The sequence below is a fragment of the uncultured Actinomyces sp. genome (assembly GCF_963526355.1).
Classification (GTDB): Bacteria; Actinomycetota; Actinomycetes; order Actinomycetales; family Actinomycetaceae; genus Actinomyces.
On record NZ_CAUROW010000021.1, the window covers coordinates 16,544 to 35,077 of the forward strand.

Genomic DNA, 18,534 nt, shown 5'->3' on the forward strand with positions numbered 1-18,534 from the left:
GGCGCCTGGGTAATCTGGATATTGTGGAGTAGTCACCCGACTAGGCTCTCACAGAACTTCGAGGCCGACCTGAAAGTGCCATCACGTGAGCGCGGGCCTCCAGCGACTCCTGCTCCGTGCGTGGCTGAGCCTTCACTCGGAGCGGAGCAGTCACGACGTGTTCGACCTCCATCGTTGCGCTCGACGCCTCCTTGAGCAGAAGTCGTATCCCTAGCCGTTCACCCCGCCGCGCAGAGGCAGGACCTGGTAAGGGGACAAGGACTGGGCGTACCCCGTTAACTCACCGGGTCAGGGCCCGGGTGACGGTATCGGCCATAAGACGGCCGCGCAGGGTGAGGACAGCCCGCCCTCTCATGGCCGCACCGGCGTCGAGCAACCCATCGGCCACGAGACCAGCCACGACGGGCACCAGGTGCGGTGGCGTAGCTCCGGCGCCGTCGGCCGAGTTCGCTGACGGGCCGTTTGCGAGACTCGCCAGCGCGATGCCCTCACGCAGGCGGATGCCCAGCATGATCCGCTCCAGCTCGCGCGAGCCCGCGTCGATGACCTCGTGCCCGGCCACGGGCAGGTGACCGGTGAAGATCTGTCCGGCCCAGGCAACCGGGTGCTTGGTGTTCCACAGACGCACATCACCCAGGTGAGAATGGGCACCGGGCCCGGCACCCCACCAGTCCCAGTCGAGCCAGTAGGCCTGGTTGTGTCGGCACTCGGCGCCCGGGCGCGCCCAGTTGGAGATCTCGTACCACTCGTAACCGGCCCGTCCCAGGGCGGCATCGGCCATCTCGTACTTGGTGGCCTCGTCATCGTCCTCGGGCATCGGCAACTCTCCGCGACGGACCTGTCCCCACATCCTGGTGCCCTCCTCGATGACCAGGGCGTAGGCGCTCACGTGGTCCGGACCGATCCGGGTCACCGCATCCAAAGAACGCTGCCAGTCCTCCAGAGTCTCCCCCGGCGCCCCGTAGATGAGGTCCAGGGAGGTGCTCAGGCCCGCCCGTCGTGCCCAGTCCACCACGCGGGGCACCCGGGCGGGCTCGTGGGTGCGCTCCAGGACCTCCAGCACATGGGGCACGGCCGACTGCATCCCGAAGGAGACCCGGGTGAAGCCGCCTCCCGCCAGGGCCACCAGGTCCGCCTCGTCCACGGAGTCCGGGTTGGCCTCAGTGGTCACCTCCGCATCCGGCGCGAGCCCGAAGCTCTCACGCACAAGGTGCAGCATGCCCACCAGGTCGGAGGCGGGCAGCATGGTGGGTGTTCCCCCACCAACGAAGACGGTCTGGGCCGGGCGCACGGGCAGGCCGGCAGAGTCCATGACGCTGCGTGCAGCGCACAACTCGCCGGCGAGCGTGCCCACGAAGTCCTCGGCCGAGGCGCCCTGCCCCATGGTCAGGTTCGTGTAGGTGTTGAAGTCGCAGTAGCCGCAACGCACCCGGCAGTACGGCACATGCAGGTACACCGAGAACGGGCGCTCGCTCCCATCCGGCGCGGGCGCGGCCACCTGAGCGGGCAGCTCACCCGCTCCCGGCAGGGGCTCGCCCACCGGCTGGGCCGGGCTCACGCAGTACCGCCTTGTGTACCGACTCGCTCATCAATGAGCCGGAGCCAGGCTCGGCGGGGCAGCCTGGCAGCAGCACTCACGGTCGGTCCGCCGCGTGCAGCAGACCGTCGCCACGCCCCTCACGCAGGCGCCAGGGGCGCGACTCCAACTGATCCCAGGCCCGGCCTTCGGCCTCAAGCCGCTCCAACATGGAGGCACCCCGCTCAGGGATCCAGGCCACCTCGGTGCGCACAGCGGTCAGGTCGCGGATCGTGCGCCCGGCGTCCAAGCCCCGCTGCTCGAACCGAGTCATGACCCGCCCCTCATAGCGGGACGACCAGCCACCGCGCACGCCCGCCGGGGATCCCGGATCCAGGCCATTGCCCAGATTCCCCTTTTCAGCGGTCTCCGCCCCCAGGTCGGGGCGGGCCCCGGCGTCGTCGTGCCGGAAGTAGGGCAGGGTCGCGTCGAGTCGTAGCCCTGCCGGCAGCGCCGCGACATCCTCGACGACATCGCGCATCTGCCAGGCATAGTCGGCCCAATCGGTGGCCAGGCGCCACACCCCTCCGGGGCGCAGGACCCGCGCCACCGAGTCGGCGAAGGCGGTGGTCACCAGGCGGCGCTTGCGGTGGCGGGGCTTGCGCCAAGGATCGGGGAAGAACACCCACACCTCGCTGGCGCAGCCCACCGGCAGGGCCGTGGCCAGCAGCTGAGAGGCATCGGCGGGAACGACACGCACGTTACGCAGGCCCTGACGGTGGATTGAGGCCACCAGCCTGGCGATCGCGGTCTCCCAGACCTCCACCGCCAGGTAGTCCGCTCCCGGATGGCTGGCGGCGTGAGCCAGCAGCGCCTCGCCACTTCCTGAGCCGACCTCGACGATGAGAGGACGCACCTGCCCCACGTGACCGAAGAGAAGATCGGGCTCCAGACGGAAGCTTGGCGACACAGTGCGCACGGCGTCGGCCCGCGGAACGCCCACCACATAGCGGGGACCGAGCTCGACCAGCGCCTCGGCCTGGCCGGGACGCAGTCTGCCCCCGGCGCGGGAGAAGGAGCGCACGCGCGAGTGGATGGCGTGGGAACGGGGCGGGTGGTGCTGAGCCATGCGGGCCTGGGGTCCTTTACTTCTCTTGACTATTCTAAGTCGACTGCTCGAAACGAGCGCAGCATCATCAGCCGACCTGCTCGTGGGCGGCGGCGCTCACGTACTTCTTGGTGAAAGGTGCGATGACGCAGTTGCCGAAGATCTCGGAGTTGAGCAGCCCTTGGGCGTCGCGCGGGTCGTGGTGGGCGAACCAGCGTCGGCAGGTGACCCGGTGTCCCGGGGAGGAGACCATACGCACCTCGTCACCGACCCGCACCACGCCCTCGGCGAGCACCGCCAGGTAGACACCCACCCGGTTGCGCGCGGAGAAGACCTCCACCCAGTCCGCCCTGCCGACGCCGCGGGCGAAGGTGGCGCACGGGTTGCGTACGCCAGTCACCCTGACCCTCAGGCCTCCGGCGGAGGGATCGCCGATGGACAGGATCGCACCGATCTCGACGTCGTCGATATCGCCCTCGATGAGGAGGTTCTCCCCCAGCCGACCCGGCTCGACGCCACCCAGCACCTGCGACCAGTGGCGCTGCTCGGCGGCGCTCATGACGTAGAGGGCCTTGTCGGTGCCGCCGTGGTGGGCGCGGTCCCCGTGCTCGTCAGTGAGGATCCCGGTGCGACCGACCTCGACCGGACCGTCGACGGCACCCTTGTGGATCGCCGAGACGCCCGCCGGGCCGGCGTCGGGCCGCAGCCCCTTGACAGCGCACACGGCGCCAACAGTTCCCACCAGGTCGCCGTCGTGGAACGGTGAGGGCTCATCGTCGTGACGCCCGTCCGCGCCGGCGTGCGGCTCACCCAGGACCCGGGCCAGCTCACGGGTGAGGACCAGGCCGGAGCCGTCGTCGCTCAATGCCGCCTCGACCGCACTATCCGTGTTCCTCCTTGTCATCTCAGCCATGTCGGCATCCATCCCTTCCTGCTCCGCGTGTCCCTGACTTGAGCCGTCCTGACCGTACCGGTCTGCCGCTTGCCGTTACTTGCCGGGCTTGGCACCGGCGGGCGTGTCCGCGCCGAGGGCCGCGATGAAGGCCTCCTGAGGGACCTCGACGCGGCCGATGGCCTTCATGCGCTTCTTGCCCTCCTTCTGCTTCTCCAGCAGCTTGCGCTTGCGGGTGATGTCGCCGCCGTAGCACTTGGCGAGCATGTCCTTGCGCAGGGCCCGGATGGTCTCGCGGGCGATGACCCGGGTGCCGATGGCCGCCTGCACGGGCACCTCGAACTGCTGGCGCGGGATGAGGTCCTTGAGCCTCTTGGTCATCATGACGCCGTAGGAGTAGGCCGAGTCCCGGTGGACGATGGCGCTGAAGGCGTCCACCTTGTCCCCGTTGAGCAGGATGTCGACCTTGACCAGGTTGGCGTCCTGGGAGCCGTCCATCTCGTAGTCCAGGGAGGCGTAGCCGCGGGTGCGCGACTTCAGGGCGTCGAAGAAGTCGAAGACGATCTCCGCCAGCGGCAGTACGTAGTGCATCTCCACGCGGGACTCGGACAGGTAGTCCATGCCCTGCATGGTGCCACGGCGCGACTGGCACAGCTCCATGACCGTTCCCACGAACTCGCTGGGGGTCAGGATCGTGGCCCGCACCACCGGCTCGGAGACGGAGGCGACCTTCCCCTCGGGGAACTCGCTGGGGTTGGTCACCGTGTGCACGATGCGGTCCTCCATGGTCACCTCGTAGACCACGGACGGTGCGGTGGAGATGATGTCCAGGTTGAACTCGCGCTCCAGGCGCTCGCGAATGATCTCAAGGTGCAGCAGGCCCAGGTAGCCGCAGCGGAAGCCGAAGCCCAGGGCCACCGAGGTCTCCGGCTCGTAGGTCAGGGCGGCGTCGTTGAGCTTGAGCTTGTCCAGGGCGTCGCGCAGGGCCGGGAAGTCCGAGCCGTCCACCGGGAACAGGCCGGAGAAGACCATGGGCTTGGGGTCCTGGTAGCCCGACAGCGGCTCGGCGGCCGGCGCCGCCGCGGAGGTGACCGTGTCACCGACCTTGGACTGGCGCACGTCCTTGACCCCGGTGATGAGGTAGCCGACCTCGCCGGCCCCCAGCCCGGCCGACGGCGTGGGCTCGGGGCTGATGACGCCGATCTCCAGCAGGTCGTGGACGGCCTTGGTGGAGAGCATCTCGATGCGCTCGCGGGGCTTGAGGGCGCCGTCGACGACGCGCACGTAGGTGACCACGCCGCGGTAGGTGTCGTAGACGGAGTCGAAGATCATGGCGCGCGCCGGGGCGTCGGGGTCGCCGTGCGGAGGCGGGACGGTCTCGACGATCCGGTCGAGCAGCTCCGGCACGCCCTGCCCGGTCTTGCCGGAGACCTTGAGGACGTCGTCGACGTCGCAGCCGATGAGGGAGGCGATCTCCTCGGCGTGCTTCTCCGGCTCGGCGGCGGGCAGGTCGATCTTGTTGAGGACCGGGATGATGGTCAGGTCGCCCTCGATGGCCATGTAGAGGTTGGCCAGCGTCTGGGCCTGGATGCCCTGGGCAGCGTCGACCAGGAGGACCGCGCCCTCGCAGGCGGCCAGGGAGCGGTTGACCTCGTAGGAGAAGTCCACGTGCCCGGGGGTGTCGATCATGTTGAGGGCGTAGGCGCGCGTAACGCCGTCGTCGCCCTCGAGGGCCCAGGGCATGCGCACGGCCTGGGACTTGATGGTGATGCCGCGCTCGCGCTCGATGTCCATGCGGTCCAGGTACTGGGCGCGCATGTCGCGGGGCTGGACGACACCAGTGGCCTGGAGCATGCGATCGGCCAGGGTGGACTTGCCGTGGTCGATGTGCGCGATGATGCAGAAGTTGCGCAGCCGCGCCTGCTCGGTGGCGGCGGCCTGGACGCTGGTCATCTGCTCTGGTGTGGGGATCGGTGACACGGAGATCGATTCCTGGCTCTTCCTCAAAACTGGCACGGGTCTGACTCAAGTGTCCCACGCCGGCGGCCCACTGCCCCAGCCCGCCGGGCCGCCCGTGGTGTGAGGTGCGGCCACGCACCGGCTTCCCATGGTTCCCGTAGGCGTAGGCGACTCCACAACTGCGCACCGATTGACTTAGGTTAGCCTTCCTCGCATGCTGGAACGGATCCACAGCCTGCCCTATCCCTGGGTCTTCCTGTTCTTCTGGTGCCTGGCCATGATGCGCTCACACACCATGTACTGGATCGGCCGGGGCATCACCGCGGGCACCGCGCACAGCAGGTGGGCATCAGTGCTCCACTCCCCCGTCTACGCCCGCGCCCAGGCGTGGTCGGCCCGCTGGGGTGTCCTGGCCGTGCCGATGTCCTTCCTGACCATCGGTCTGCAGAGCGTCATCCAGATCTCCACGGGCGTGACCCACATGCCGCTGCACCGCTACGCAGCAGCCACAACCGTGGGAGCGATCGCCTGGGCGGCCGTCTACACAACCATTGGCATGGCGGTCCTGACCGCCTGGCTCACCGGCCCGGTCGGCCGCATCGTCTGCCTCCTGATGGTCGCGGCCCCGGGGCTTACCGTAGTGGTTCGTCGCAGTCGAGTGGTACGCGACCACCAGGGCGATGAACGCGGCAAACGCAGCAATCACGGCTGAACCAGCCAGATCTGTCCGCAGAACCCGCTGGGGAGACCTCCCCACGGCCACCGATGGGCCTTTGCCACCATTTCATGCCAGACTCGTCGTACTCCGGGCTCCTGAGCAGCCCCGCCCCCGGGGGCGTCCCCATCGAAAGCCACTCCAAATGACTACAACTCTCAGTAGAAAACGCGTCCTGATCATCATTGCCGCCTCCATCGCGGTGGTCTCCGTCATCGCCGTCGGCCTGGTTCGCGCCGGAGTCCTCGGCGGCCATGGCGCCTCCACAGCGGCGTCGGCATCACCCTCAGATCCCAGCAGCGCAGCCGTCAACGCCACCGAGCCCAGCGACCGCTTCATCGTCTCTTATGCCGAGGACTCGGCAGCAGCCAAGGTCATCGCCTCTGCGGAGGCCTACGGCGAGAACGTCCTCGACTCCCTGCCCTCCGAGGACAGACAGGCACTGACCGCCGCCGCTGGAAAGTTCTCGGTCCAGTTGGAGACCGTTACCGCGCACGCCCTGAGCACGGCCGGCATCACGTTGAGCGACAAGCTCACCGTGGAGCAGGTCAAGGACTTCGTCTCCACACTCGAGGCCGCCGATGGCATCGAGGCCGTTGAGCCCGACATGCACATGACCGCCCTGGACAACAGCTCCACCGAGGACAGCAATGTCCCCAACGATCCCCACTTCTCCGAACAGTGGGACATGACCTCGGGCTCCTACGGCGTCAACGCCACCAACGCCTGGTCGCAGTCCACCGGCAAGGGCATTACGGTCGCCGTCATCGACACCGGCATCCTGACCGACCACCCGGACTTGGAAGGACAGCTCCTCCCCGGCTACGACTTCATCTCCGATGCCGAGAGCGCCCGCGACAATGACGGCTACGACGCGAATCCGTTCGACGAGGGCGACTGGGTCGAGCCGGGTGACTGCCCCTCCAAGGACGGAGCCAGCAAGGCCCGGAGCTCGAGTTGGCACGGCTCCCATGTGGCCGGCACCATCGCCGCGCACACGAACAACAATGGTGGCGTAGCAGGTGTCGCACCAGACGCCAAGATCGTGCCCATCCGTGTCCTGGGCCGATGCGGTTCCACAGGCGCCGACACCATCGATGCCATCACCTGGGCCTCGGGAGGCAAGGTCAACGGCGTGCCGGTCAACAAGAACCCCGCCCAGATCATCAACATGAGCATGGGCGGTCCCGGTGTCTGCCCGCGCTTCTACCAGAAGACCATCGATGCCGCTGTCGCACGTGGTGCGATCATCGTCGCCGCCGCCGGAAACGAGGATCAGGACGCCAGCGGCTTCAGCCCTGCGGGTTGCAGGAACGTCATCACCGTCGGCGCCACCACGAACTCCGGCATCCGCTCCTCCTTCTCGAACTACGGCGCCAACGTCGACATCTCCGCCCCCGGCGGTGACAGCGAGACCGACGCCGGCATCCTGTCCCTGACCGATAAGTCCACGACAGCTCCGCAGGATTCCAACTACTCCATCATGGTCGGCACCAGCCAGGCAGCCCCGCACGTGGCCGGCACCATCGCGCTGATGCTGGCCGCCAACCCCGACCTGAAGGCCGAGGAGATCGTCACCACTCTGCAGAAGACGGCCACGCCAATGGCCGGATGCGACCGCGACGCCTGCGGCGCCGGCATTGTCAACGCAGCCTCGGCCGTAGCCCAGGTATCTGGCAAGAGCTCCAAGCCCAGCGCCTCCCCCGGTCAGAAATCCCTCCACCGTCTCGACGACAGCCGACGCGGATGAGTCCCTGAGCCGACCCGCTCTGTCCGTGCAGCACCATCCCTTCTTCTCGCAACGGCAACGGTTCTGGCTCGGTGTCCCTGATGGCGCTCTCCAGGCACCGAATGCGTTCCATCCCGCACTACCGATGCGGACACGCGTCTCATCCCTTGCCGGCGATTTGGTCGCTTCATGACCTCGTTCTACCCTCAGTGCCATGACAGCGTTCCGCGACCGCCAGTGGTGGCGGCTCTCCTTGAGGCGAGCCGCCACCCTGACGCGCTAGGACGTACCGGCTCGCTCACCGCGGGCCCGCCCGAATGTATGAGTGAGAGGCCCGCCTGACCCAAGATCTCAGGAAAGGGGCCCCATGCCGCCCACTGTGTCTGACACTGCGCCTCCCGCCGCATCGTCCGCGGCCTCACCCACCGTTCTCACACGCTCGGTGCGCTACCACGCCGACGGTGGTGCGCTGTTGGAGCACCTGACCCGTGCCGGTCTGCTGCGCACGGTCGACTGCGGAGACGGCCCTGGCGTGCGCCCGGTCGACTGCGTCCTGCTGGAGAGCGCAGACATCACAACAAAGGCCTCGCGCACCACGGTCGCCGTCCTGGAGGCCTCGGCCAGGCTGACCTGCTGGGGCGGGACCGTCACCGCCGAGGCACTGTCCACCGTCGACGGCGAGCGTCCCGGAGTTGACGGCCTCGCGGCCCTGGCCCGCTTGGAGGAGCGCCTGGGCGAGCACGTCATCGACCGCTCCCCCGGCGGGCTGACGCTCTCCCTGCCCACCAGCGCCGACGACGATCCCACCATTGAGGAGCGCGAGCGCCTCACCGCCCTGTCCACGATCGAGCCCCTGCGGGTCCTGGCCCAGGCAGAGGTCGACCACCCCCACCTGCCGCTGGAAGCGGGGGCCTTCGCCTTCGACTACCTGTCCACCTTCGAGTCCTTGCCCGAGGTGGCTCAGGGAGCCAACACCTGCCCGGACTACCTCTTCTACGACGCGCGCATCATCCTCGTCGTCGACCACCCCACCCAGGAGGCCACCCTGGTGGGGGCCTCGGTCGACGCCGTGGATCTGGAACGGCGCGTGGACGCGCTGGCCGGCGCCATCGACACTGCAGCCGACGCAGCCGAGTACTCTCCGGCACCACCCGAGGTGGCTGCCGGCTCCCCGGTCCTGCACGCCGTACCCACCACCTCGGACACCGACTTCGAGGCGATCGTGGAGGAGATGCGCGGCTACATCGCCGACGGCGACGTCTACCAGGTGGTGCCCTCGCGCGGCTTCACCATCGACTGCCCCGACGCTCTGACCGCCTACCACGTGCTGCGTCACGCCAACCCCAGTCCCTACATGTTCTACCTGGCCGCCCCGGACTTCGAGCTGTTCGGTGCCTCCCCGGAGTCGGCGCTGCTGCACTCGGTGCGCAGCGGCCGGGTCGCCATCCGCCCGATCGCCGGGACCCGGCCGCGCGGCCTGCACCCCGACGGCTCGGTGGACCACGAGCGCGACACCCGCCTGGAGCTGGAGCTGCGCACCGATGCCAAGGAGGTCGCCGAGCACGTCATGCTCGTGGACCTGGCCCGCAACGACGTCGCCCGGGTCAGCCGCCCCGGTACCCGCAACGTCCAGGACCTTCTGCGCGTGGACCGCTACAGCCGGGTGATGCACCTGGTCTCGGAGGTCTCCGGCGAGCTCGCCGACGACCTGGACGCCCTGGACGCCTTCCGCGCCTCCATGACGATGGGTACCCTCACCGGAGCCCCCAAGCTGCGGGCCGCCGAGCTCATTCGCCAGGCCGAGGGCGTGCGCCGCGGCTCCTACGGCGGCTCGGTGGGCTATATCCGCGGCGATGGCGAGCTGGACACCTGCATCGTCATCCGCTCCGGCTTCGTGGTCGACGGCACCGCCCTGGTCCAGGCCGGGGCCGGTGTCGTGGCGGCCTCCCACCCGGCCGCCGAGGCCGCTGAGACCGTCCACAAGGCCCGGGCAGTTCTGGAGGCGGTCGCCGCCGCGCAGGGTGCCGAGCTCATCATCGACACGACCGGAAAGGAGGCCTGAGCCATGACCATCAGCAAGCCTCAGCACCACGGACCGGACGTGGGTACGCACCCCGAGGACGGCACCACGGCTGCCCAGGCCCCGGCTCGGGTGGTTCTGCTCGACAATCGCGACTCCTTCGTCTACAACCTCGTCGACCAGTTCGCCACGCTGGGCTCCCGGATCCAGGTCTACCGCAACAACGTGCCGGCCTCTCGAGTGCTCACCGCCCTCGAGCCCACCGAGGCCGAGCGGGAGGCCGGGCGGCGCCCGGTCCTGTGCCTGTCCCCCGGCCCGGGTTACCCGGCAACATCGGGCTGCCTCATGGAGCTCATCGCCACCGCCCTGGAGCAGGCCGTTCCCACACTGGGCATCTGCCTGGGTTTCCAGGCCCTCGTCGAGACCTGCGGCGGGCGGGTCGCTCCAGTCGGCCCGGTCCACGGCCGCTCCGATCGCGTCGAGGTCACCGAGGCGGGCCGCGCGGATGAGGCTTTCGCGGTCCTCGACGGCGGGCCGTTGGACGTGGCCCGCTATCACTCCCTGGGCACGCGCACGCTGCCTGAGGCCCTCGTCAGCCTGGCCCGTACCGCACAGGTGGACGACGGCGGAAGCGGCGGCATCGTCATGGCTGCCCGGCACCGATCACTACCGGCGATCGGGCTGCAGTTCCACCCCGAGTCGATCCTCACCCCCCAGGGGCCGGCCCTGCTCAGGGCCATCACCGCGGACCTTGCCCGGACTCCCTGAGCCACACCACCGCCCCGTCATCGCGCAGATCCCGGCGTCTGCGTCACCGCTCGGGCAGAATCGCCCCCGGGCATCCCAAGCCTCAACCACCTGTGAAGGAGCCACAGACCGATGAGTGAGACCAACAGCGCGGCCCCCGCCGCCACGGACGGCACGCATGTTGCCACGGCGCAGGAGGCCCATGAGCTGCTGCGAGAGGTGGTTCAGGGACGGCGACTGACCCGCGAGCAGGCCTCCACGGTCTTCGCCGCCTTGGGCGCCGGGGACCTGTCCGAGGCGGAGACGGCAGCACTGCTGGCGGCGCTGCACGCCCGCGGCGAGGAACCCCAGGAGGTGGCCGGCGCCGCGAGCGCCTTCCGCCAGGTCGCCCGGTCCTTCCCATCGGTGACCTTCCCGCTGGTGGACGTCGTCGGCACCGGGGGCGACGGAGTCGGCACGATCAACATCTCCACGGGGGCGGGCCTTGTGGCCGCCTCGATGGGGATCGCAGTGGCCAAGCACGGCAACCGGGCCGTCTCCTCCAAGACCGGGGCTGCCGACGTCGTCGCCGAGCTGGGACTGCCCCTGGATGTGGACCCGGCCACGGCGGTCGAGCTGCTGGCGCGTGACCACTTCACCTTCCTGTTCGCCCAGGCCTACCACCCGGCCATGCGGCACGTGGCCCCGGTGCGCCGGGCTCTGGCGACCCCCACGATCTTCAACGTCCTGGGGCCGCTGGTGAACCCGGCCCACCTGACCTTCCAGCTCATGGGCGTGTGGGACCCGAGCATGTTGGACATGATCGCCGAGGCAATGGTCCAGCTGGGACGCAAGCGGGCGCTGGTCGTGCATGGCTCGGGCCTGGATGAGATCGCCGTCCACGGGCCGACCCTCGTGCGCGAGGCGACTCCCCGCGGAGTCAAGGCCTACGAGGTCACGCCCGAGGATCTGGGGGTTCCTGCCTACGAGCTGGCCGACCTGCTGGGCGGGGAGCCGGCCGACAACGCCCGCCTGCTGCGCGAGGCCATCTCGGGTGAGGGCAGGCCGGCGCACCGCGACGCCATCGCCGTCAACGCCGGTGCCCTGCTGTATCTGGCCGGCCCTGCCGACAACCTGGCCGACGGGACCGCCATGGCGCTGGAGCAGATCCGCTCCGGTGGCGTGGCCAGTCACCTGGAGTCCATGACCAAGGCCACCGACCTGGCCAGTGACTCGGCCAGTGATTCAGCCGCCGAACGGGCCTGAGGAGAGACTGTGACGACCCCCGACACCGCCCCCACTGACTCCGCGGATCCCGGATCCCCGGCCGAGGGCCCCGGCGAGCGCGCGCACCGCGAGCCGGTCGAGGCCCGGCTCATCGCCACGGGCACCGTCCTGGACTCGATCGTCCAGGCGCGCCGCGAACGCATTGATGAGCTGCGAGCCCGTTTCGGGCACCTGAGGGCCGAGGAGCTGCCGCGCTCGCAGCGCTCCTTCGCCGCAGCCCTGCGCACCCGCAACGGCCGGAGCCACAGCCCACAGCCGGCCCTCATCATGGAGTGCAAGGCGGCCTCGCCCTCGCGCGGCACCATCCGCTCCAATTACGACCCGGCCACGCTGGCCGCGCAGTACGCGCCCTACGCGGCCGCGGTCTCGGTACTCACCGAGCCCGACCGTTTCAACGGATCCTTCGAGGACCTGGCGGCCGTGCGCGAGGTGGTGGACGTCCCCGTCCTGTGCAAGGACTTCATCGTCGATGAGGTCCAGGTGCTGGCGGCCCGTAGTCTGGGGGCGGACGCGGTTCTACTCATGCTCTCGGTGGTGCCCGACGACGTCTACCGCGAACTGGCCGAGCTGGCCCACAACCTGGGTATGGAGGTGCTCACGGAGGTCTCGACCCCTGAGGAGATGCATCGGGCCGCGGCGCTGGGCGTCGAGGTCATCGGCATCAACAACCGCGACCTGCGCACGCTGGCCACGGATCTGGCTCGCACCGAGGAGCTGGCCCCGCTGGCCCCGGCCGGGGTGGTCCTCGTCGGCGAGTCGGGGGTCGGCGCGCCCGACGACGTGCGGCGCCTGTCCGGCCTGGTGGACGCCCTTCTGGTGGGCTCGTCCCTGTCCGGCGCCCCAGACCCGGACGAGGCCGCCCGAGACCTGGCCACCGCGGTACCGCTGCCTCAACCGGACGGGGAGGGAGCATCGTCGTCGGACCGGGAGCCGGGCGAGGGCGAGAAGGAGGGACACCACCCGCGCCTGCCGGCATTCTTCGGACCCTACGGTGGGCAGTTCGTGCCCGAACTGCTCATCCCTGCCCTGGACCAGCTCGAGGACGCCTTCATCGATGCCCAGGCCGACCCCGCCTTCGCCGCCGAGCTGGACACGCTCATGACCCGCTACCTGGGCCGCCCCACAGCCATCACCGAGCTGCGCAACCTGCCCCTGGAGGGCAACGCCCGCATCCTGCTCAAGCGCGAGGACCTGGTCCACGGCGGCGCTCACAAGGGCAACCAGGTCCTGGGTCAGGCCCTGCTGGCCAAGCGGATGGGCAAGCAGCGCATCATCGCCGAGACCGGCGCCGGCCAGCACGGGACGGCCACCGCCATGGTCTGCGCCCTGCTGGGACTGGACTGCACCATCTACATGGGGGCCACCGACGTCGTGCGTCAGGCCTCCAACGTGGAGCGCATGGAGCTCATGGGCGCCACGGTGGTGCCGGTGGACAGCGGTGCCGGAACGCTCAAGGACGCCGTCAACGAGGCGCTGCGCGACTGGACCGCCTCCTTCGCCGACACCCACTACCTGCTGGGCACGGCCGCCGGCCCCCACCCCTTCCCCACGATCGTGCGCGAGTACCACCGGGTCATCTCCCGGGAGGCCCGCGCCCAGGTCCTGGGGCTGGCAGGGCGTCTGCCGGACTCGGTCATCGCCTGCGTGGGTGGGGGCTCCAACGCGATCGGCATGTTCGCCGACTTCATCGACGACCCCGGAGTCGAGCTCATCGGCGTCGAGCCCGCCGGTGAGGGGCTGGACACGTCCCGCCACGGCGCCCCCATCAACAAGGGGCTGGTAGGCATCCTCCACGGGGCGCGCAGCTACCTCATGCGCACCTCCGAGGGACAGGTCGAGGAGTCCTTCTCCGTCTCGGCCGGCCTGGACTACCCGGGCGTGGGACCCGAGCACGCCTGGCTGTCGGACACCGGCAGGGCCCGCTACGTCGGCATCGGCGATGACGACGCGATCGAGGCCTTCCGGCTGCTCTCGCGCCACGAGGGGATCATCCCGGCCGTGGAGTCGGCCCACGCCCTGGCCCAGGCCCTGGCCATGGCCCGGAAGGTGCCCGAGGGCGGCGAGCCCCCGATCCTGCTCGTGTGCCTGTCGGGCCGCGGGGACAAGGACCTCGATCAGGTGCGGGCTCGCCTGGGCGGCTCCTTCTCCACCGACGGCGCCGTCGCCCGGGCCGCGCGTATGGTGGAGCAGATGGGCAAGCGCACCGAGTACGCCGGCCTGAACGCAGGCATGAGCACCGGCCCGGACGAGGAGTTCTGACATGAGCCGCTATGCTGCGATGTTCACCGCCCTCAAGGAGCGCGGTGAGGGGGCCTTCGTCCCCTTCGTCATGGTCGGCGACCCCGACCCGGCCACCAGCGAGGCCGTCATTGAGGCCCTCATCGCCGGCGGGGCCGACGCCCTGGAACTGGGTGTGCCCTTCACCGATCCGGTCGCCGACGGGCCCACCATCCAGAAGGCCCACGTGCGGGCGCTGACCGCAGGGACAAGTTTCCGCGACTGCCTGGAGGTGGTCGCGCGGGTGCGCCGGCGCCACCCGCAGCTGCCCATCGGCATGCTCATCTACGGCAACGTCCCCTTCGCAATGGGCCTGGAGCGCTTCTACACCGAGTGCGCTCAGGCCGGCATCGACTCGGTGCTGCTGCCCGACGTCCCGATCCGCGAGTCGGCGCTCTTCAGTCGCGCCGCTAAGGAGGCCGGTATCGACGCCGTCTACATCGCCCCGCCGTCGGCCGCCACCGAGACCCTGGACGCGGTGGCGGCAGCCTCGCGCGGCTATGTCTACGCCGTCTCCCGGGTGGGCGTGACCGGCACCGAGTGGGCCTCGTCGACCGTGGGACTCGCCGAGTCGGTGGAGCGCCTGCGAGCCGACGCCGCAGCGCCAGTCATGCTGGGCTTCGGCATCTCCACGCCCGAGCAGGTCGCCGAGGCCATCGCCGCGGGCGCCGACGGCGCGATCAGCGGGTCCGCCACGGTCAAGATCGTCGAGCGCTTCGCCCCCGAGATCGTGGCAGCCGCCTCCGGCGACAACGGCGGGCACGGCGACGAGGAACGGCGCCACTACGCGCTCGGGGCGCTGCGCAGCGAGCTCGTCGCTTTCATCGCCGCCATGAAGAAGGCTACGCGCCGACACTGATCACCGGCGCGGGAAGGACCGTCCGGAAGGGACAGGGGTCGGATGCTCCGTCAGCCTCGGAGCATCCGACCTTTGTCGTGGTCTACGTGAAGTCTGGGCGCCGAGCACGACGAGAATGACATACCTTCAAAATTTACCATCCAAGTTATATATTAATGAGACAAGTCATCTCCCCGAGTTTTCTCGGAGAAAGGTATGCTCATGCAGCTTTCGCACTCTCATCCCCCACGTTCGCGCAGACGCCTCCTGGGCATCAGCCTGGCCCTGCCCCTACTGGCGGCCGGCTTCATCGCACCCCCAGCACAGGCGGACCCCACCCCTACGGCACCAGCGGACAACGGCATCACCGTCTCCGGCAACTACAACCCGGGAGGAGCCGGCTGCCAGGGAACGGACAACTCCATCGACTGCCTGACCTGGGGGGTTCGCGTCCCGTCATCAATAGCGCCGCACAAGGACCTGAGCGTCACCATCGAGGCGGACTCCGTGCCAGGCCAGTGGACCTGGAACTGTTCCGACGAGTTCCGTGTCGCCGGTACGGCGGCGTTCTTCAACCGCTCCGCCAACGGGGAACTCAACAAGATGGGCGAATCCGGCCTGGGACTGGCCGATCCGATCGTCTACACCAGGCTCGGGAGCAGCGCAGGATCGCCCACCAACGTGAACTGCACGCCCGAGCACCTGAGCCTGACATACACGATCGATTACCTGGTCCGAGAAGAGGGTTCCTACCTGGATCTCAACATCGGGACAGCAGTAACGGCCCCCGGGACGGACGCCCGCGACTACACCTTCACCCCGACCATCACGACCTCTGAGGACGCCACCCCCCAAACGCCTGTCGCCACGGCCCAGAAGCCGGCCGCCAGTGCCCCCCACGCCACCGTCACCACCGAGACGGTCACGGTCGACGGCGCCGCCAAGGACGCCGCCCGCTTCACAATGAAGGCGAAGAACGACTCGACCACGCCCATGTCCGACTTCACCGTCTCCGCGGGCCGCTCCAGAGGACAGGCCCAGGTGGCTGCTCTGACCTGTGACCTGACCGCCTTCGGTGGTGAGGTCGTCTCCACCAAGGGCCCGGCCGAGAGCCTCACGGTCCCCAGCGGCAAGGCAACGATCCCCAGCGGCAAGGAGATCACCTGCCAGGTGGACCTGACCGGCGTCGCCGGACGCAACACAGTCACGGCCGGAATCACCACCGGCGACCAAACCTTCTCCAGTGACCACAACACCGACCGCCCGGTGGGCGAGGTGACGGTCCAGGCGACGGATCAGAGCGTCGGACTCCAGGGGCCGGATGCCATGCACGACAAGCAGTATGTCAGCGTCAGCTACACCGTCACCTTCTCCAACAAGACCGACGCCGAGGGGTCCTTCCCCAATCTGGTCCTACGACCCCAGTCGCCCGCCGGCCTGACATTCGAACGCATCAACGGCGATGGACCATGGTGGTTCAACAGAGACAGCGACGCCCTCACCCCCTCGGCCGACGGAACGGTCCAGGTGCCGCTCAACTCTCCACTCAGTTCCAACTCCTCGGAGACCTTCACATTCACCGCCGATTACGCGATCGATACGGCTGCCATGACCGACAACGACTGGAAGGCCCTGGGCGCCTGCGACCCCAAGGACCCCTCCAAGGGCGTGACGACGCAGATCGACGTCGACGGAAACGGAGCCGGTTTTGAAGCCGGTTCCTTCACCACCTGCACCCCGGTGACGCGCCCGCAGGGCTGATCGCCGACGTTCAACGGGAAATCCGAAGAACAAAGGTCGGGTACACGAAAGTTTTCGTGTACCCGACCTTTGTCTCATTCTCAACAAGGCAAGAAGCCGCGCACCATGATGAGCGTTCCTACCTTTCTAAAATGTACCGTTCGGAGATATATTGTCAATGCATTCTGCTCCCATCCCGACCCTTTCGGAGAAAAGCGTGTTCACGCACACCCCACCTTCTCAACTCGCTGAGCGGCGGCGACGTCTCCTTGGCGTCGCCATGGCTCTTCCCCTGCTCGCCGCCGGTGCCATCGCCGCCCCGGCGAGCGCCGCCACCTCGACCACCGCCACTGACACCGGTATCAGTGTGGAAGGGCGCTACAACACGGTCGGTGCCGGCTGCCACGGCTCCGACAACGCCGAGGGTTGTCTGAACCGGAGAGTCCACGTCCCCTCCACGATCGCACCCCGACAAGGGCCCACTGTCACCACCGAGGCGGTCCTGGTCGACGGCACCGCCAAGGACGCCGCCCGCTTCACCATGAAGGCGAAGAACGACTCGACCACGCCCATGTCCGACTTCACCATCAACGCCTCACGAAGCAGCGGACGGGCCCAGGTGACCGCCCTGACCTGTGACCTGACCGCCTTCGGCGGCGAGGTCGTCTCCACCAAGGGCCCGGCCGAGAGCCTCACGGTCCCCAGCGGCAAGGCGACGGTTCCCAGCGGCAAGGAGATCACCTGCCAGGTTGATCTGACCGGCGTCGTGGGACGCAACACGGTCACGGCCGGAATCACCACTGATGGGCAGAGCTTCGCCGCCAACTACGTCGACAATCGCCCCGTGGGCGAGGTGACGGCCCAAAGCTCCCAGAACAGCACCGAGGCCGCCCCCACCGGCACCTCCCAGATCGTGGTCGAGTACACCGTCACCTTCACCAACAAGACCGACGCCGAGGGGCGAACCTCCGATATCGTCCTGCGGCCCCACCTCCCCGCCGGCATCGCACTGCGGAACGTATGGGGCACCGGTGTCCCGTGGCGAGTCGATGTCGGCGCCTACATGCTTCAGGAGGACGGCTCCATCCCACTGCCGACGGGAGACCCCATGCCCGGAGACTCCACAACCACCATGACCTTCTGGAACACCTATGAGGTCAATGCCGACGCGATCACCGAGGAGGAATGGGAGGCGCTGGGCACCTGCAACCCCAAGGACCCCTCCAAGGGACTGACCACCCAGATCGACGTCGCCGACAGTGGTGCCGGCATTGAGGCCAAGTCCTTCGCGGTCTGCACCACTGTGACACGCGCGAAGAACTAGAACTCCGGGGGGCCATACAGTCGTCGCGATCTGCGCCATCGTCGGCGGTCCTCTCCCCACACCGGGCGATAGGCTGGTGCCATGGCCAGTCTGCTCAATCGGATCCTCACCCTGCTCGGTCGCACCGCCTCCGACGCTGTGAACGATGTACTCACTCAGAAGTCCTCGACGGCATCAGGACCGTCCAGGACTACTGCCTCCGATTCTGTTGAGCCCAGGAAGCCCACTCCGCCCACTCAGACGACGCGCGCGCCCAAGCCGTCACTCTCGTCGTCCTCTCCTCAGGGCGTCAGCGTCTACGATGTCTCCGCCCTGGGACTGCCCACCTTCAGCTACTCCCCCGATCCAGACGGCGACGCCGACCCCGGCGAGGTGGTGTGGGCCTGGGTTCCCTTCGAGGAGG

At 68.7% G+C, this 18,534-nt stretch carries 13 protein-coding genes and 1 pseudogene; 10 read left to right on the forward strand and 4 right to left on the reverse strand.

Annotated features, from left to right (window positions below; translation table 11 throughout):
* Nucleotides 1-280 precede the first annotated feature (280 nt).
* The 4 genes from hemW to lepA all read right to left on the reverse strand — a co-directional run bounded on the left by hemW (nucleotide 281) and on the right by lepA (nucleotide 5,496).
* Nucleotides 281-1,558 carry a radical SAM family heme chaperone HemW gene (hemW, locus tag RWR81_RS06625; protein ID WP_314456112.1) on the reverse strand — a complete coding sequence of 426 codons (1,278 nt, stop codon included), beginning with the start codon at nucleotides 1,556-1,558 and terminating at the stop codon, nucleotides 281-283.
* Between the two features lie 76 nt (nucleotides 1,559-1,634).
* A complete protein-coding gene (gene trmB, locus RWR81_RS06630) occupies nucleotides 1,635-2,645 on the reverse strand; it encodes a tRNA (guanosine(46)-N7)-methyltransferase TrmB (RefSeq protein WP_314456114.1) in 1,011 nt (336 codons plus the stop codon).
* A 67-nt stretch (nucleotides 2,646-2,712) separates the two neighbouring features.
* Nucleotides 2,713-3,537 carry an MOSC domain-containing protein gene (locus tag RWR81_RS06635; RefSeq protein WP_314456116.1) on the reverse strand — a complete coding sequence of 275 codons (825 nt, stop codon included), beginning with the start codon at nucleotides 3,535-3,537 and terminating at the stop codon, nucleotides 2,713-2,715.
* 75 nt (nucleotides 3,538-3,612) lie between these two features.
* Nucleotides 3,613-5,496 carry a translation elongation factor 4 gene (lepA, locus tag RWR81_RS06640; RefSeq protein WP_314456118.1) on the reverse strand — a complete coding sequence of 628 codons (1,884 nt, stop codon included), beginning with the start codon at nucleotides 5,494-5,496 and terminating at the stop codon, nucleotides 3,613-3,615.
* A 193-nt stretch (nucleotides 5,497-5,689) separates the two neighbouring features.
* Between lepA and RWR81_RS06645 the strand changes: the two genes are divergently transcribed.
* The 10 genes and pseudogenes from RWR81_RS06645 to RWR81_RS06690 all read left to right on the forward strand — a co-directional run.
* Nucleotides 5,690-6,187: a VTT domain-containing protein gene (locus RWR81_RS06645; RefSeq protein ID WP_314456120.1), complete on the forward strand. Its 498-nt coding sequence runs from the start codon at nucleotides 5,690-5,692 to the stop codon at nucleotides 6,185-6,187.
* Between the two features lie 148 nt (nucleotides 6,188-6,335).
* Nucleotides 6,336-7,940 carry a S8 family peptidase gene (locus tag RWR81_RS06650; protein ID WP_314456122.1) on the forward strand — a complete coding sequence of 535 codons (1,605 nt, stop codon included), beginning with the start codon at nucleotides 6,336-6,338 and terminating at the stop codon, nucleotides 7,938-7,940.
* A gap of 346 nt (nucleotides 7,941-8,286) precedes the next feature.
* Nucleotides 8,287-9,981, forward strand: coding sequence for an anthranilate synthase component 1 (locus RWR81_RS06655; protein ID WP_314456124.1), 1,695 nt, complete (start codon nucleotides 8,287-8,289; stop codon nucleotides 9,979-9,981).
* A gap of 3 nt (nucleotides 9,982-9,984) precedes the next feature.
* Nucleotides 9,985-10,707 carry a glutamine amidotransferase-related protein gene (locus RWR81_RS06660; protein WP_314456126.1) on the forward strand — a complete coding sequence of 241 codons (723 nt, stop codon included), beginning with the start codon at nucleotides 9,985-9,987 and terminating at the stop codon, nucleotides 10,705-10,707.
* 111 nt (nucleotides 10,708-10,818) lie between these two features.
* A complete protein-coding gene (gene trpD, locus RWR81_RS06665; protein ID WP_314456128.1) occupies nucleotides 10,819-11,931 on the forward strand; it encodes an anthranilate phosphoribosyltransferase in 1,113 nt (370 codons plus the stop codon).
* Between the two features lie 9 nt (nucleotides 11,932-11,940).
* The gene (gene trpB, locus RWR81_RS06670) at nucleotides 11,941-14,211 is read left to right on the forward strand and encodes a tryptophan synthase subunit beta (RefSeq protein ID WP_314456130.1); all 2,271 of its coding nucleotides are present in this window, start codon (nucleotides 11,941-11,943) and stop codon (nucleotides 14,209-14,211) included.
* 1 nt (nucleotide 14,212) lies between these two features.
* Nucleotides 14,213-15,088: a tryptophan synthase subunit alpha gene (gene trpA / locus RWR81_RS06675; protein WP_314456132.1), complete on the forward strand. Its 876-nt coding sequence runs from the start codon at nucleotides 14,213-14,215 to the stop codon at nucleotides 15,086-15,088.
* A gap of 201 nt (nucleotides 15,089-15,289) precedes the next feature.
* Nucleotides 15,290-16,828, forward strand: coding sequence for a hypothetical protein (locus tag RWR81_RS06680; RefSeq protein WP_314456134.1), 1,539 nt, complete (start codon nucleotides 15,290-15,292; stop codon nucleotides 16,826-16,828).
* A 259-nt stretch (nucleotides 16,829-17,087) separates the two neighbouring features.
* Entirely contained in the window at nucleotides 17,088-18,131 is a 1,044-nt protein-coding gene (locus tag RWR81_RS06685; protein ID WP_314456136.1) for a hypothetical protein, read from the forward strand.
* An 81-nt stretch (nucleotides 18,132-18,212) separates the two neighbouring features.
* Nucleotides 18,213-18,534: pseudogene (locus tag RWR81_RS06690) on the forward strand (type II toxin-antitoxin system PemK/MazF family toxin); the annotation flags it as partial.

Bases quoted from the DNA above. Each gene is read 5' to 3' on its own strand.
- trmB (WP_314456114.1), bottom strand. From the start codon at position 2,645: ATGGCTCAGCACCACCCGCCCCGTTCCCACGCCATCCACTCGCGCGTG.
- RWR81_RS06635 (WP_314456116.1), bottom strand. From the start codon at position 3,537: ATGGCTGAGATGACAAGGAGGAACACGGATAGTGCGGTCGAGGCGGCA.
- RWR81_RS06645 (WP_314456120.1), top strand. From the start codon at position 5,690: ATGCTGGAACGGATCCACAGCCTGCCCTATCCCTGGGTCTTCCTGTTC.
- RWR81_RS06650 (WP_314456122.1), top strand. From the start codon at position 6,336: ATGACTACAACTCTCAGTAGAAAACGCGTCCTGATCATCATTGCCGCC.
- RWR81_RS06655 (WP_314456124.1), top strand. From the start codon at position 8,287: ATGCCGCCCACTGTGTCTGACACTGCGCCTCCCGCCGCATCGTCCGCG.
- RWR81_RS06660 (WP_314456126.1), top strand. From the start codon at position 9,985: ATGACCATCAGCAAGCCTCAGCACCACGGACCGGACGTGGGTACGCAC.
- trpD (WP_314456128.1), top strand. From the start codon at position 10,819: ATGAGTGAGACCAACAGCGCGGCCCCCGCCGCCACGGACGGCACGCAT.
- trpA (WP_314456132.1), top strand. From the start codon at position 14,213: ATGAGCCGCTATGCTGCGATGTTCACCGCCCTCAAGGAGCGCGGTGAG.
- RWR81_RS06680 (WP_314456134.1), top strand. From the start codon at position 15,290: ATGCAGCTTTCGCACTCTCATCCCCCACGTTCGCGCAGACGCCTCCTG.
- RWR81_RS06685 (WP_314456136.1), top strand. From the start codon at position 17,088: ATGGCTCTTCCCCTGCTCGCCGCCGGTGCCATCGCCGCCCCGGCGAGC.